Origin of the sequence: Chryseobacterium sp. S90, from assembly GCF_047444895.1 — a bacterium.
Taxonomy (GTDB): Bacteria; Bacteroidota; Bacteroidia; order Flavobacteriales; family Weeksellaceae; genus Chryseobacterium.
In genome coordinates, this window is sequence record NZ_JBLGCX010000001.1 from 456105 (window position 1) to 470740 (window position 14636).

General features: G+C 35.6%; 16 protein-coding genes. 2 read left to right on the forward strand and 14 right to left on the reverse strand.

The window, feature by feature from the left end; translation table 11 throughout:
* The 13 genes from hisB to ACLMCG_RS02275 form a co-directional block, all read right to left on the reverse strand.
* Entirely contained in the window at positions 1-1095 is a 1095-nt protein-coding gene (hisB, locus tag ACLMCG_RS02215; protein WP_413958623.1) for a bifunctional histidinol-phosphatase/imidazoleglycerol-phosphate dehydratase HisB, read from the reverse strand.
* Between the two features lie 2 nt (positions 1096-1097).
* Entirely contained in the window at positions 1098-2123 is a 1026-nt protein-coding gene (gene hisC, locus ACLMCG_RS02220; protein ID WP_413958624.1) for a histidinol-phosphate transaminase, read from the reverse strand.
* A gap of 249 nt (positions 2124-2372) precedes the next feature.
* Positions 2373-3647, reverse strand: a complete 1275-nt coding sequence (gene hisD, locus ACLMCG_RS02225; RefSeq protein WP_413958625.1) for a histidinol dehydrogenase — start codon at positions 3645-3647, stop codon at positions 2373-2375.
* A gap of 230 nt (positions 3648-3877) precedes the next feature.
* Positions 3878-4735: an ATP phosphoribosyltransferase gene (gene hisG / locus ACLMCG_RS02230; RefSeq protein ID WP_413958626.1), complete on the reverse strand. Its 858-nt coding sequence runs from the start codon at positions 4733-4735 to the stop codon at positions 3878-3880.
* A gap of 247 nt (positions 4736-4982) precedes the next feature.
* On the reverse strand, positions 4983-6080 hold the full coding sequence (locus tag ACLMCG_RS02235) for a glycosyltransferase family 4 protein (RefSeq protein WP_413958627.1): 1098 nt from the start codon (positions 6078-6080) through the stop codon (positions 4983-4985).
* Positions 6077-6853 (reverse strand): polysaccharide deacetylase family protein, encoded by a 777-nt coding sequence (locus ACLMCG_RS02240; protein ID WP_413958628.1) that lies wholly within the window; start codon positions 6851-6853, stop codon positions 6077-6079. Before ACLMCG_RS02240 ends, ACLMCG_RS02235 begins: the two co-directional genes overlap by 4 nt.
* Position 6854: 1 nt before the next feature.
* Positions 6855-7784, reverse strand: a complete 930-nt coding sequence (locus ACLMCG_RS02245; RefSeq protein WP_413958629.1) for a glycosyltransferase family 2 protein — start codon at positions 7782-7784, stop codon at positions 6855-6857.
* 5 nt (positions 7785-7789) lie between these two features.
* Positions 7790-8959 (reverse strand): glycosyltransferase family 87 protein, encoded by a 1170-nt coding sequence (locus ACLMCG_RS02250; RefSeq protein ID WP_413958630.1) that lies wholly within the window; start codon positions 8957-8959, stop codon positions 7790-7792.
* A 29-nt stretch (positions 8960-8988) separates the two neighbouring features.
* The gene (locus ACLMCG_RS02255; protein WP_223598680.1) at positions 8989-9801 is read right to left on the reverse strand and encodes a 2,3,4,5-tetrahydropyridine-2,6-dicarboxylate N-succinyltransferase; all 813 of its coding nucleotides are present in this window, start codon (positions 9799-9801) and stop codon (positions 8989-8991) included.
* Between the two features lie 71 nt (positions 9802-9872).
* The gene (locus ACLMCG_RS02260) at positions 9873-10484 is read right to left on the reverse strand and encodes a methyltransferase family protein (RefSeq protein ID WP_413958631.1); all 612 of its coding nucleotides are present in this window, start codon (positions 10482-10484) and stop codon (positions 9873-9875) included.
* Positions 10485-10779: 295 nt separating this feature from the next.
* The gene (locus ACLMCG_RS02265) at positions 10780-11151 is read right to left on the reverse strand and encodes a DUF2255 family protein (protein ID WP_413958632.1); all 372 of its coding nucleotides are present in this window, start codon (positions 11149-11151) and stop codon (positions 10780-10782) included.
* Positions 11152-11260: 109 nt separating this feature from the next.
* Positions 11261-11590 carry a LytR/AlgR family response regulator transcription factor gene (locus tag ACLMCG_RS02270; protein WP_413958633.1) on the reverse strand — a complete coding sequence of 110 codons (330 nt, stop codon included), beginning with the start codon at positions 11588-11590 and terminating at the stop codon, positions 11261-11263.
* Positions 11591-11602: 12 nt separating this feature from the next.
* Positions 11603-12175, reverse strand: coding sequence for a C40 family peptidase (locus ACLMCG_RS02275; RefSeq protein WP_223598684.1), 573 nt, complete (start codon positions 12173-12175; stop codon positions 11603-11605).
* Between the two features lie 154 nt (positions 12176-12329).
* Here ACLMCG_RS02275 and ACLMCG_RS02280 point away from each other — a divergent pair, with 154 nt between their 5' ends.
* Entirely contained in the window at positions 12330-12965 is a 636-nt protein-coding gene (locus ACLMCG_RS02280) for a hypothetical protein (protein ID WP_413958634.1), read from the forward strand.
* 36 nt (positions 12966-13001) lie between these two features.
* Here ACLMCG_RS02280 and ACLMCG_RS02285 read toward each other — a convergent pair whose 3' ends face one another.
* On the reverse strand, positions 13002-13370 hold the full coding sequence (locus tag ACLMCG_RS02285) for a hypothetical protein (protein ID WP_413958635.1): 369 nt from the start codon (positions 13368-13370) through the stop codon (positions 13002-13004).
* 386 nt (positions 13371-13756) lie between these two features.
* Here ACLMCG_RS02285 and ACLMCG_RS02290 point away from each other — a divergent pair, with 386 nt between their 5' ends.
* Positions 13757-14440: a hypothetical protein gene (locus tag ACLMCG_RS02290; RefSeq protein WP_413958636.1), complete on the forward strand. Its 684-nt coding sequence runs from the start codon at positions 13757-13759 to the stop codon at positions 14438-14440.
* The last annotated feature ends 196 nt before the right edge of the window (positions 14441-14636 follow it).

Sequence of the window (14636 nt, forward strand, 5' to 3'; positions counted from 1 at the left end):
TTATAAACTTCCTTTTGTAGAAGGCAAACTGTAATTAGTATCTGATTGGTTTACTGCCATTTTAATGGCTTTAGCAAAGGCTTTAAAGATGGATTCAATCTTGTGGTGTTCGTTATCTCCTTCTGCTTTTATATTCAGATTGGATTTCGAGGAATCTGTAAATGATTTAAAGAAGTGAAAAAACATTTCTGTTGGTACATCTCCTATTTTTTCTCTTTTAAATTCAGCATCCCAAACCAACCAGGGTCTTCCTCCAAAATCAATGGCCACCTGAGAAAGACAGTCGTCCATCGGAAGCAGGAATCCATATCTCTCAATCCCTTTTTTCTTTCCTAAAGCTTTTACAATAGCCTCTCCCAGCACAATCCCGGTATCTTCTATCGTGTGGTGCTCATCTACAGTAAGATCTCCATTAACTTTAATCTTAAGATCCATATTCCCGTGTCTTGCGATCTGGTCAAGCATGTGATCAAAAAAGTGAAGCCCTGTTGTAATATCTGATTTTCCGTTTCCATCGAGATTAACTTCAATTTCTATATCGGTCTCATTGGTTTTTCGGGATACCTTTGCCTTCCTCATTCCTGATTTTAAGAACTGATAAATCTCTGCCCATCTCGTCGTAGACAGCTCTGCTTCTTCATTAAAGTTTTTGTTAAGACAAATAGCTTTAGAACCCAAGTTTACAGCTAATTGAACATCAGTACTTCGATCACCAATTACATAAGAATTTTCAAGATCATAGTTGCCATAGATGTATTTCCCCAGCATTCCGATTCCTGGTTTTCTTGTCGGGAGATTTTCGTGTTCAAAACTTTTATCAATTAAGATATCACTAAAAATGATCCCTTCATTTTCAAATGCCTGCAGCATTTTCTCCTGTGGTTTTATAAAATTTTCTTCGGGAAAACTCTCCGTTCCCAGCCCATCCTGATTGGTTACCATTACCAGTTCATAATCCAGTTCATTGGCAATTTTTGAAAGGTATTGGAAGACTCCCGGATAAAACTCAAGCTTTTCCAGAGAATCAACCTGAAAATCCGTAGGCGGTTCAATAATCAATGTTCCGTCACGGTCTATAAAGAGTACTTTTTTCATTTTCAGATACTTTTTAAAAGATTAATTAATTTTTCATTTTCTTCACGGTTTCCCACATTGATCCTGATACATCCTGGAATGGCAGGATCTCTTCTGCTGGTTAAAATCTCTTCTTCAAGCATTTTTCCATATACATTGTCCACGTTTTCCATTCTGATCAGAAAGAAGTTCGCATCTGTGGAAAATACTTTTGAAATGCATGTAATTCCTTCAAACTGCTGCTTCAGCCATGTTCTCTCTTCCAAAATGCGGTTTACGTTTTCCTGAAGTCTGCTTTCATCATCCAATGTTTTTAAAATCAGTTCCTGGCTCAATACATTTACGTTATAAGGCGCTTTTACCGTATTAATAAGGCTGATAATTTCTTCAGATGCATAAGCCATACCTACCCTTGCTCCGGCAATTCCCCATGCTTTGGAAAAGGTTTGCAGTACGATTAAGTTAGAATATTGATCCAAAAGCTCCAGGCTTGATTTTTTTCCTGAGAATTCGATATAGGCTTCATCTACCACCACAATTCCTTTGAAATTCTGAAGGTAAAATTCAATATCATCAACACTATTTCCCGTAGGATTGTTAGGCGAACATAAAAAGAAGATTTTAAGAGATGGATCTGCTGAAATTTTTAAGAAATCACTTTTGATGATCTCAAAGTTTTCATCCAGATCCAGTTTCAAAACTTTATTTTCATTAATAGTTGCATAGAAAGCATACATCGCAAAAGACGGATTCATCATCAGAATGGCATCTTTTTTAGGCTCACAGAAAATTTTAATGATAAGGTCTATCAGCTCGTCACTTCCGTTTCCTATGGCAATCTGTGAGGGTGAAAGTTTTTTAAGACCCGCAAGCCTGTTTTTAAGCTCTTTCTGAGTAGAATCCGGGTAACGGTTGCATTCCCCAAAAGGACTTTCATTCGCATCCAGCATAACGGGTGCATTAAATTCATTGTGATCCCTGAAACTGATGTAGGGCTGTAATTGTACTATATTTTCTCTTACCAGAGTCTTGATACTGTTATTTTTCATTGTATTGTTTATTTAAAACTATTTTTAAACCATTAAGATGAATTGAATTATTAAGGATATTGAAGAAAATATATTCAGATCTTTATTAAGCTGTGAGCTGAATTCCAATCTATTAAAATCTTAACTCTACTTAAAAACTTCATTTTCTTAATGGTTCAATTCTTTTTTGTTAAACGCAAAGGCGCAAAGTTTTTTAATCCTTTTGCTTTTTTCAATATTATTTTGCGTCTTTGCGTTTTCCAACATTTATTATTTTAATCTTATGGATACCGCATTTTTGTGGGCAAACAGGCCTTCTGCTTCTGCCATGAGTTCTATTGTTTTTCCTAAATTCCGGAGACCTTCTTTTGAAAGATGCTGGAAGGTTATTTTCTTCACAAAACTATCCAGTGAAACTCCGCTGTAGTTTTTTGCATATGCATTGGTAGGAAGAGTGTGATTGGTTCCACTGGCGTAATCTCCGGCACTTTCACAGGAATAATTTCCAAGGAAAACTGAACCTGCATTCTGAATTGCCGGGATATATTTTTCAAAATCGGCAATGGCCAGAATAAGGTGCTCAGGAGCATAAAGATTACTGAATTCAAGAGCTTCTTCCAAAGTATTCACCAAAATAAAAGAACTGTTTTCCAAGGCCTGAGCTGCAAATTCATTCCTTGGTAATTCTTTGATTTGCTGCTCAACAGCACTGATTGTTTCATTAAAAACTTTAATATCAGTCGTAATAAAAACAACCTGGCTGTCACTACCATGTTCCGCCTGTGAAAGGAGGTCTGCGGCACAAAATTCAGGAACAGCCTGTTCATCTGCTATCACGAGAACTTCACTCGGACCGGCAGGCATATCGATCGCAATCCCAAAACGCTGAGCATACTCTTTAGCGGCTACGACAAACTGATTTCCCGGGCCGAAAATTTTATTAACCTGAGGAATACTTTCTGTTCCTAAAGTCATTGCAGCTACAGCTTGGGCGCCACCTGTTTTAAAGATTTTTGAAACTCCGCAAAGGTCTGCCGCATACAGGATCGCAGGATTGACATTTCCATTTTTATCCGGAGGTGTACACAGAATGATTTCTTTACAACCTGCAAGGTTTGCAGGAACAGCAAGCATCAGCACTGTAGAAAATAAAGGAGCAGTTCCTCCGGGAATATAAATACCCACTCTTTCAACTGCACGGTTCTCGCGCCAGCAAACAACACCTTTCGTAGTTTCGATTTTTTGAATCTCCTGTTTTTGTGATGCGTGAAATATTGAAATATTCTCCTTTGCCTGTTGAATCGCCTGTTTCAGTTCATCTTTTACCTGCTTTTGTGCATCTTCAATTTCTTCTTTGGAAACCGAAATGCTTTGAGTATCTGCTTTATCGAATTTTTTATTGAACTCTATTAGAGCTTTATCTCCGTTTTTTTCAACTTCTGCAAAAATTTCTGTGATGAGCCCTGAAATTTCTTTCTGCTCAAGAACAGGGCGCTTTACCAGGTCTTTCCAGTTGTCTTTTGTGGGAAATCTGTATATATTCATTGTACTATTTTTAATTTTAACAAACTATTACACTGTTGACTTTTAATTTTTTTTTACGCAAAGGCGCAAAGTTTTTTTAATCCTGATATTTTTTAAGGCGCAAGAAAATCTAAGATTTTCAGCAAGTATGTAAGTATTTGAATGGTATTCAATTTTATCGCAGATAAAATCTTTGCGCCTTACAACAGTCTTAATTTTTATTCTTTTGCGTCTTTGCGTTGACCAACATTTTAAATAACCATTTTATCAATTGGAATGATTAAAATGTCCTGGGCACCATTTTCTTTAAGTTCATCAATCACTTCCCAGAAACGCTCTTCATCAATTACAGAATGAATGCTGCTCCAGCCTTCTTCTGCCAACGGAATTACTGTAGGGCTTTTTAATACAGGAAGAACTTCTGATACTTTCTGAATTTTTTCATTGGGAACATTCATCAGAATATATTTTGAGTTTTTTGCTTTTAAAACAGCTTTAATTCTGAATACAAATTTTTCCACAATCGCTTCTTTTTCAAGGGATAATTGTGGGGTCTGAGCTAATACTGCCTCGGATTTGAGTAAAGTAACCGTTTCGCGCAATCCATTTTTGAACAATGTGCTTCCGGAGCTGACAATATCACATATCCCGTCTGCCAGACCGATATTAGGAGCTATTTCTACGGAACCTGAAATGACGTGAATGTCTGAAGTGATTCCTTCTTTTTCTAAAAAGTTTTTAAGAGTATTTGGATAGGAAGTGGCAATTTTTTTACCTTGAAAATAAGAGAGTTCATCGGTTTCCACTTCTTTGGGAACGGCCAATGAAACGCGGCATTTTGAAAACCCAAGCTTTTGGATTGTTTTTATATTTTTACCTTTTTCAATCAGGAGATTTTCGCCTAGAATAGCAACATCCACCACTCCATCTTCCAGGTATTGCGGGATGTCTGAATTCCGAAGGTACATGATTTCCATCGGAAAGTTATCTACTGAAACTTTGAGCTGGTCTTTCCCGTTGTTGACGAAGATTCCGCAGTCTTTGAGAAGCTGTAGAGATTCTTCGTAAAGCCGGCCGCTTTTTTGGATTGCAATTTTTAATTTACTCATTTTGCCTTTTTTGGGTCCGAGCAAATAAAAACTGATCTATTGAAATTTCTGAGGAGAATTCAGGAAACAAAAAAACCGCCTATTTACTCAGACGGTTTTAATTATTTTTGATTTTAGCACATACTTATATCAATCAATTCCGCCTAACAGAGATGATGATGATAATGATGTAATGCTAAAAAAGTTGGTTTCATTGTATTGAATTATGATGCAAATGTAGGATTTATTTTTAAAATGCAAAGTTTTTTCAGATAATTTTTTGATAAAAATTCATCAACTGTTTTGCAATAGGTTCGTCATTAAATTTCTGAACAAACTCGAAACCCTTTTCCTCACGGCGTTTTCTCTCAGATTCATTTTCCCAGAGAAATTTGAGTTTAGCCCGAATATCAAGATCATTATCCGGATTGATATAAACAGAGTCTTTTCCTCCTGCTTCGGGCAGACAGCTTGTATTGCTTGTAACCACAACAGTTTTGGAGAAAAGTGCTTCAATCACAGGAATTCCGAAGCCTTCAAAGAAACTCGGATAGACAAAAATATCTGCCAGTTTATAGATCGCAGCCAATTCATCTATAGAAACTCCCTCCAGAAACAGCACCTGTTTTTCCATCTTGTTTTTTTTAAGGAAACTCTCTATTTTCTGATAATATTTGGTCTTCCTTCCCACTACTACAAGAGGAATTTCTGTACCCTTGATTGCTTTTACGACATTTAAAAGATTTTTACGGTCTTCGATGGTTCCTACGTTGAGGATAAATCTTTCAGGAAGATTATATTTGTCCTTTACAGCCTGCATCAGTTCAGGAGACTGCTGTTCTTTAAAAGCATGATGGCATCCTTGATAAATGACTTCAATCTTAGTCTCAGGAACTTTTAAATACTGAATAATATCTCTTTTGGTCTGTTCTGAAATAGCAATGATTTTGTCGGCCATATCAGCTGCTTTTTTAAATTTCCAGAAATGTATTCTCCTGTCAAAAAAAGAGTAATACTGCGGATATCTTACAAAGATAAGATCATGAATGGTAACCACCTTTTTAATAGGTTTTGAATCCCATTTTAAAGGAAGTTCACCGGATAAACCATGGAAAATATCAGCTCCTTGCTTTTGGGCATCTTTACCCATTTTCAGCTGGCGTGAAAAATTTCCTTTTGAGGTTTCAATACAATGAACATTCGGGCGCTCAAGGATCTCTTTTCCGCGCTCTGATTTATTTTTATTAAGCAGCAGATACTCGTTATCCGGTTCATACTCAGAAAGTATTCTTACCAGATCTCTTGAGTAATTTCCCAATCCGGATGTGTTATGGAAAAACCGTTTTGCATCAAAAGCAATCTTCATCGTTGTATCTGTTTTTGAAATTCCTGAAATGTACCGAATGTATATCCTTTCGCTTTCAGCCAGCCTACGAACGAATCAAATCTTTCCACCATTTCTTTTCCTGAGTTTTTTACCGTAAATCCAGGAAGTTTAAAGGCTTCATCTTTAATCTCTGCAAATTCCCATGGATGGAAATAAATATTAAGATAATTGTCCTTTTTCAAGGTATCTGAAGCCAGTTTTTTATACAAAAACAGCGGAAAATTATGGAAACTTAACCAAAACAAAGGAATTCTGAAGTTAGGAGATACCGAGGCTGGAACCTGAATTACACCCCCTTCTTTGAAATAGGTTCTGGAAACTTTTAAATTATTATATCTTCCCGGTAAAAACGTAGGATTGATGGATGAATTGTAGGAATATCCTGCCCTTTCAACTTCTTTTTCGTCTACGGGCATCATTCTCGGCATTCTCAATCCGGTTACTCTGGTAGAAAATAATTCTTCCAGTTTTTCTCTTGATTCTTTCAGGTGTTTGTCTTCAAATTCTGAATGAAACCACGTGTGAGAAGCCAGTTCATGACCTTCGCTCAATAGTCTTTCAATAAGATGTCTGCTGTTTTCTGCAAAAACTACGGTAGAAAAAAAAGTAGCTTTTGCATTATGTTTTTTAAGGATATCGAGTATTCTCTCTAATCCTGTCTGTGAAATTGAAATCTGCTTTTCAAAGGGAATTTCACCCTTATATTCTAATGGCATATCAAATTCTTCAATATCAAAACTCAATAAAACCATTCTAAAAATTTTTGTTTTTAATAATATAATTAGGTCTGTCTTTTACCTGTTTAAATATTTTACCTAAATAAATCCCCATGATTCCGAGGATGATTAACTGAAGTCCTCCGAAGAAAACAATCGTCATAATCAATGAAGCCCAACCTGAGATCTCCGTTTTTGCAATAAAGGAATGAACCACATAAGCACCATATCCGATTACTGAAAGTGCTGAGAATAAAAAGCCCAGATAAGCTGCCAAATATAATGGTTTCACACTGAAAGCTGTAATTCCCGTAAAGGCAAAGGTGAACATTTTTTTAAGATTATAACTGCTTTTTCCTGAAAGTCTTTCTGCAGCGGTAAAATCAATTCCAATCTGTTTAAACCCCATCCAACTCGTCAGGCCTCTGAGAAATAAGTCATCTTCGTTAAAGTTTCTCATTACATCAACTGCTCTGGCATCCAGCAATCTGAAATCTGAGCCGCCTCCTTTCGTTAAATTAACGTCTGACAGGCTTGATAAAAGTTTATAAAACAAATCTGATGTTTTTCTTTTAAAGAAGGATATCTCCTTAGGATAAGTCCTGAAAGTAAAAACCACATCATAGCCTTCTTCCCATTTCTGAATCATTTCAGGAATAATTTCCGGCGGATGCTGAAGATCTCCGTCCATCGAAATAACTGCATTTCCCTGTGCACTGTCCATTCCTGCTTTCACAGCGGGCTGATGTCCAAAATTCCTCGAAAACTCAATGAATTTCACTTCATCGTATTGGTTGGAAAGTTCTTCTAATTTTTGTTGTGTATTGTCTCTGCTGCCATCATTTACAAATATGATTTCAAAGTCGTAATTAGGTAAGCCATCAAAAACTTCTTTAATTTTCTGATGGATCATTGCGACATTTCCTTCTTCGTTATAGGCAGGAATTACAATTGAAATTTTCTTCATATTTATTAATTCAGGCTGTAATTTTTCTCAAAATCTTTAGTCAGAAGTTCATAAGTTACTCTCAACCAGATTACAATACAAGGTACAGCTTTTAATGAATATTTGATAATATAGTTTTCTTTTACAAATTTCGGGAATAGGTCCGAAGTGGAAAAACATGTGAAAATAATAACGAAAACAAGCAATCCTATAATAAGCGGTGTTCTTTCTTTCTGAAGGAAAAACCAAATCAGCACTCCTACAACTGCAATAATATAGGTTGGAGATTCTGAACTGGAACTGAACAATACCAAAAACAGTAATGTTGAAGCCAGAATCATCAATTGGAATGCATAGTGCTTATACTGCTTAATTCTGATATATGGTAAAGCAAAAAGCGGTAATCCGCCGGCTAAAAATACAAGATTGGAAATAGAAGCATCTCCTAAAATTCTTCTTACAAAGCCCATCAATGAGATGTCCTGCATATTTCCCAACACCTGATTTTCACTGTTTTTTTCTACAATAGACTGAAACCAGTCTGAGTAACACTGAATCACAAACTGCGGGCTTGAATAGGCCATTGGAAGTACGAAAAACAATACTGCAACAGCAATTCCTGAAAGAATAAATTTCGCTTTATTTTTAATGAAGAAAAACTGTGTCAATCCTACAATTCCGTAGATTTTCACAAATATTCCTATTAAAATTGCCGTTACAGATTTTACCTCTTTTCTTTCGTAAATATAGACTGCAGATAAGAGTAAAAGACCTGTCAGTGCTACATTAAACTGTAAACTTAAAGCTGCTGTAATGTATTCCTGAAGGCAAAGCAGTCCGAAAATTGCTTTTTTACTGTCTGAAAACGGCAGTTTGTAAATACCATAAATGAAGATAAAAGTATTGGCAATATTCCATAGTGAAATTCCCAGCCAATCCGGCATCATGGCAAACGGAGCAATCAATGCACTGAAAAATACGCCATAATGGTTTAAATCAAAATAAAGATCGGGATAATGGATAAATAAGTTTTTCTGATTGACAGTATTAAAAAATACATTTTTAAAAATCAGATAGTTATTGATCGCATAATCTCCTCTCAGATATTTGGAAATTGCTGTAACAACGGATATAATAAGATAAACCCCAAATATATATTTAGGGTTTAATAATATTTTAAGAAATTTTTCTTTCAAGATTGTAGTTTTAGTTTAAAGTATTAATCTTAAACAGCTACATTATTCTCCCTCAATGCATCATTAAGAGATGTTTTCTTATCTGTAGATTCCTTTCTCTGACCAATGATCAAAGCACATGGAACCTGGTATTCTCCAGCAGGATACTGTTTTGTATAGCTTCCAGGGATTACTACTGAACGTGCAGGAACTCTTCCTTTGATTTCGATAGGTGTATCTCCTGTTACATCAATAATTTTTGTAGAAGCTGTCAATACTACGTTTGCACCCAGTACAGCTTCTTTTTCTACGTGAACTCCTTCTACAACAATACATCTTGAACCGATGAAGCAGTCATCTTCAATGATTACCGGAGCTGCCTGTAACGGCTCCAATACTCCACCGATACCTACACCACCACTCAGGTGAACATTTTTACCGATCTGTGCACAGCTTCCTACTGTTGCCCATGTATCTACCATTGTTCCTGAATCTACATAAGCACCAATATTTACATAAGATGGCATCAAAATCACTCCCGGAGCAATATAAGCTCCTTCTCTTGCCACTGCATGTGGTACAACTCTCACCCCTTTTTCAGCATAATTTCTCTTTAAAGGCATTTTGTCATGAAATTCAAACGGACCTACTTCAATAGTTTCCATTTTCTGGATCGGAAAATACATTACTACTGCTTTTTTCACCCATTCATTTACCTGCCATCCGTTTTCAGTAGGCTCTGCTGTACGAAGTTCACCTTTATCAACCAAAGAAATAACCTCTCTAATTGCCTTCTGGCTGTCTTCATTCTGCAATAAATCTCTGTTGTCCCAGATATTTTCAATAGTTTGTTGTAACGACATGTTTCTTATTTAAAATTATACCGGCCAAAGATACAAAAAAGTTCAGCAAAACGGGTTTTAACATCATGCTTTTAATAAAGACTCAACATGCGCTTCACCCTCATTTTGTAGGTCAGGTAAATTTGCCCATGTTCTTTTAGGAGATACTCTTCTTCAAGCCTGATCTGGATCTGGATCAAAATACTTCCTATCAGAAAAAAAGCAAGCGCAATGACAGTAGGAAAAACAAGCCAAAATCCGATAAGACTGATGGTCATTCCCAGGAATATGGGGTTTCTTGAAAATCTGAATAATCCATGGGTTACCAAATCTGTTTTCGTTGTACTGTCAATCCCGATACGCCATGAGTTTTTCATTTGTAACTGGGCAATAACAACCCAAATCAAGGCCATCATCATTAAAACTAAGCCTGTGTATTGAATGAGATTATATTCCAAAACATTGATTTTAAAAGCAGGGAAAATATCTTTCGGAAAAAATAAAAGAAGTATCACATAGATAAACAAAGCAAATAAAACCAGCTTAAAATAAAAACCGACAAGTCCATATGCCGAATCATCTTTGGGAAGAACATTAGGATTTTTACCTATTTGCTTAGCCACTCTGTAGCTGATACCTACAAAAGAGACCAAAAAGAAAATAATAAAGTAAAAAGGGATAAAAAATCTGATGAAATCTGCCATATGATAATAGTTTTAGGCAAATTTGCTAAGTTTCGTGATGCAATGCTATTGCAATGATAAATGGCAGATAGATGACAAACGGAAACGTAAAAATTTCCCCCTCCGGAGGGGTGGCGAAAATTCAAAGAATTTTTGACGGGGTGATTTGTAAAGACTAACGAGATAACTATAAGTTTTGGCTAAAGCCAATTGATTGATTGCCATTTTATTGAACGGGCTAAAGCCCGCTCCTATTGAATATTTCACTCATTATGATCTCGCTGATTGAGGAGATTACGCAAGATTTTAAATGTATTTATTTCAAAATAATAAACTCCATCGTTTTTACTACATGTTTTTCCTGAATAATTCCCCGCGAATATTGAATATTATGATCACTGTTATATTTTGTCAGATATGCCTGATTAATTTCTTCAGTAAGATCATTTACATCTTCAGGAATCATAGCTTTTATAGAATAAACTGTTTCGCCACATTGAATCTCTCCTGTGGAATCTTCTAAAAAAGTATTGTACCAGCTTTTTTCGGCAAGTCCCCACGACCTTGCAAATATTCGGTTTTGGACTACAACCATCCATATTTCCAGAAATTCAGGTCTTTGATGTCCGGCTTTTATTCCGATAATCGTATGATTTTGAATGTAATCTAATGCTTTTTCTTTATTCATTATCTTAATTTTATGTAAAACTAAAACATGAGTAGATGAATCAAAAATTATTTATGTACAAGGCAGGAAATATGATGTAGTTGAATGCTTTTCTGATGTAAAGAATATTTTAAAGCATCATGTTACCAAGAGCTGTCTGCAGACATTCTTTATAGCTTTTGGCGACTGTAATTTTTAAATCACCGCAGATTAAGTGATTGTCTTCTAAAGATTCTATATTGGTGAGATTGACAATATATGAATTGTGGACCCGCATAAATTCGTCCGGCAGGGTTTCAATGAGATCTTTAAGTGTTTTGTAGTAAATATATCTTTTATGATCTACGGTATGAACTTCCACATAGTTTCCGAGCCCCTTGATGATAATAATATCTTTGAAGAAAAGCTTGACCAGCTTTTTATCTGTTTTAATGAAGGCAAAGGTCCGGTTTTCTATCATTTAAAAGATTTTTTACAGAACTCTTTGGGCATGAAGGTAGGCCTTATTCCAATATTTTTCGTTCAGGGATGAAATAATCACCCCTTTTGAGGTAGAAGCATGGATAAACTTCACTTCTCCGTCAGGCCCAATATCATGAACAATTCCTACATGAGATACTCTGCTTCCTCCTGCTGTGGCAAAAAACAAAAGATCCCCAGGTTTTACGTCTCTGATATCAATATTTTTTCCGGCTTCAGCCTGATCAGAAGATCTTCTTGGGAGGTTGAAGTCGTTTTCTTCAAATACTTTTACGGTAAATCCGGAACAGTCAAATCCTGATGATGTATTTCCCCCGAATTTATAGGGTGTTCCGATGTATTTTTCGGCGTCCTTCAAAATATCATTAATTGATCTGGATACACTTCCGTCAAATTTTGAATCCAGTTTTCTGAGGTTCTCAGATTTTGCAACTGTCTTTGTATTTGATTTCTTACTGCCGGAAACACTTTTCGATGACCCACAGGACACTACAAAAGCAGATGCAATCAGTAAAACAGACCACTGCTTTATTCTCATTTTTTGTTCAAATAATCCCAATCCCATATTCGTCTGATTTTTACTCGGTTAAGTAATTCTTCAACAAATATACATTTTATATTTTAATTACGATATAACTATACTACAACTATATGATAAATATATGTTAAAATTTTATTTTCAAGTATTTATTGGTATATTTGATTTCTATTTTGAAGATATGGCAACATATGAAAGTCTCATTAAGATCACCGGGGCTGTAGGTGACCTTGTATTTTATAATCTGAACGGCAAAAATGTGGTTCGGAAGAAAAGCGGGTTTAATAAAACAGCTTTTAAAAAAAGTCCATCGTATGAGAAAGTGCGGCAGAACAGCTCGGAATTCGGGCATTGCTCTAAAATTGGGAAGATTATCCGGAATACTCTGAACCTCTACATCAAAGAAGCAGGTGATCCCCTCCTCTACCAGAAGTTCGCAAAGGTTATGACAACGATCAAAGATCTGGATATGATTTCCGAAAGAGGAAAACGAACAGTTGAAAATGGTTTAATGACTGAAGAAGGAAGAAAGCTTCTGAGAGAATTTCAGCTGGGTACAATTCCTAATATTTTAGATTGTATAAGAATTGAGAATCATATCCTATATAAAAACGATGATTGTATCGCTGATAGAGCCGTAATTGCAACGATAAAATTAAATTCTGAAAATTACAGCACAGAATATGCTGAAGAAATAATCAGCTGGAATCAGCGGCAAAGGCCTTTTAAAAAGTATTTTTCAGAGAATGATCTTCTCCTTTATTTTATAGTTCTGAAGAATGATCACGATGAGATTACCCGAATGGGATTTGTTTAAATAAAAAAGTCTGCAGAATTTGCAGACTTTCTTGTTTTATTTCTTCTCTCCTTTCCAGCTTCCTGACTGTGCAGGTGTTGGAAGTGAATTGGACCAGTTTCCGTTTCCTTTTTTTTCCGTTGTTAACGTTCCTTTGAAATCTCCTTGTGAAGGAAGTCCTACTCTTGCGTTAAGATCTCCCGATTCACTTAAATTTCCGGAAATACTATAGTTTTCATTATTAACATCGGAATGCATTGTTCCTACCACTTTACCACTCTCATCTACCACGAAGTTCCAAACTCCTTTATCATTTCCTTCATAAGAACCTGACCATGTTCCTACATAATCATAGATGGTATCATCATCAGAGCTGCAACCGATAAATAAAAACGCCGTTAATAAAAGTAAAAAAAGTTTCTTCATAGTTTCAGTAGTTTTATAACCTAAAATCCTGTTATTCTCGATGGAATTCCCTTCTAAAAATTCCGTCACAGAGAATAGTGCTTAATATTTATTATTTTTTTGTTCCGTGCAAATCTACTAATTTTTTCATTCAAATTATCTGAATTTTAATTAGCACCCAATATGTTTATTAAAAAACAACATATTTTGGCTAAAATACAAATATTTTTCAAACAAATACAAGGTGTATGATTTTTGAGTTATTAAAAAAATGATACATGAAATCTGATATTACTCTACTCAATATTCGTTTACAATTAGTTTACATGAGATTTCAGGCAATTTTCACATCCGTTTTAAAGTTATTTCATATCTTAGTGAAAAATTTAACCTTTTTCAAAAATAACATGAAAACAAAAACATTCTTTTTGGCAGCACTTGCTATTGGTGGGAGTCTGGTAGCTCAGGTAGGGATTAACACATCCACTCCTTCTCACACATTAGATGTCAATGGCCTGGTAAGAGTAAGAGGACTTTCAAATGCTGAAAAAAAAATTGTTGCGGCGGATGCACAAGGAGTTTTAACTCTTATCTCTCCTGAAGAAATTTTCGCTCCGAAAGCTTTATTGAACACTTCTACCTCTTCCAGTGAACAAAGACTTACAATTTACGAAGGAAAATGTTTCCAACCTGGCGATAATGCTTCTTCCTGTACCGTTTCTGTCAACCATTACTCCTCTTGTGCGGGGTTCAGTAATCCTGTAGATACTCAAATTATAGTAGGGCAAGGAATTAACACAGGAAATGGACAGTTTCTAGGAACATGGACAGCCCGATATGTTGATAATAAAGGATTTGCAAACACAACTCCTGTTGCTAATCAGACAGCGCCTGACTATCCCAGAATCTCTTACCCAAGTACCAATACAGTGAACTATTTAGGAAGTGGAAACTTTGCGGGCCAATGTAATACGGATCTGGTAACTACCATCAACCAGGCCACCGGAGATATAAAAGTAGAGTCTGTAAAACGAAGCATGTTTGCACATCTTGTGTATCTTATCAACATCGCCCGTTCCAGATCTTTATAATAGTCGATATTTGATTTCAAAAGAGACAGCCACAATTGAATTGTGGCTGTTTTTGTTTTTACTAAATAAAATCCTTTTTTCAGAGGGTAAAATAATTTATTTTTATTGGGAACGCATTCACATGAACAATCATATAGTATTGCATTTTTATTACTAAAAACACTCTGAAAATGAGTTTAAATGATATTCAGATTAG

Bases quoted from the DNA above. Each gene is read 5' to 3' on its own strand.
- hisB (WP_413958623.1), bottom strand. From the start codon at position 1,095: ATGAAAAAAGTACTCTTTATAGACCGTGACGGAACATTGATTATTGAA.
- hisC (WP_413958624.1), bottom strand. From the start codon at position 2,123: ATGAAAAATAACAGTATCAAGACTCTGGTAAGAGAAAATATAGTACAA.
- hisD (WP_413958625.1), bottom strand. From the start codon at position 3,647: ATGAATATATACAGATTTCCCACAAAAGACAACTGGAAAGACCTGGTA.
- hisG (WP_413958626.1), bottom strand. From the start codon at position 4,735: ATGAGTAAATTAAAAATTGCAATCCAAAAAAGCGGCCGGCTTTACGAA.
- ACLMCG_RS02235 (WP_413958627.1), bottom strand. From the start codon at position 6,080: ATGAAGATTGCTTTTGATGCAAAACGGTTTTTCCATAACACATCCGGA.
- ACLMCG_RS02240 (WP_413958628.1), bottom strand. From the start codon at position 6,853: ATGGTTTTATTGAGTTTTGATATTGAAGAATTTGATATGCCATTAGAA.
- ACLMCG_RS02245 (WP_413958629.1), bottom strand. From the start codon at position 7,784: ATGAAGAAAATTTCAATTGTAATTCCTGCCTATAACGAAGAAGGAAAT.
- ACLMCG_RS02255 (WP_223598680.1), bottom strand. From the start codon at position 9,801: ATGTCGTTACAACAAACTATTGAAAATATCTGGGACAACAGAGATTTA.
- ACLMCG_RS02260 (WP_413958631.1), bottom strand. From the start codon at position 10,484: ATGGCAGATTTCATCAGATTTTTTATCCCTTTTTACTTTATTATTTTC.
- ACLMCG_RS02265 (WP_413958632.1), bottom strand. From the start codon at position 11,151: ATGAATAAAGAAAAAGCATTAGATTACATTCAAAATCATACGATTATC.
- ACLMCG_RS02270 (WP_413958633.1), bottom strand. From the start codon at position 11,590: ATGATAGAAAACCGGACCTTTGCCTTCATTAAAACAGATAAAAAGCTG.
- ACLMCG_RS02275 (WP_223598684.1), bottom strand. From the start codon at position 12,175: ATGGGATTGGGATTATTTGAACAAAAAATGAGAATAAAGCAGTGGTCT.
- ACLMCG_RS02280 (WP_413958634.1), top strand. From the start codon at position 12,330: ATGGCAACATATGAAAGTCTCATTAAGATCACCGGGGCTGTAGGTGAC.
- ACLMCG_RS02285 (WP_413958635.1), bottom strand. From the start codon at position 13,370: ATGAAGAAACTTTTTTTACTTTTATTAACGGCGTTTTTATTTATCGGT.
- ACLMCG_RS02290 (WP_413958636.1), top strand. From the start codon at position 13,757: ATGAAAACAAAAACATTCTTTTTGGCAGCACTTGCTATTGGTGGGAGT.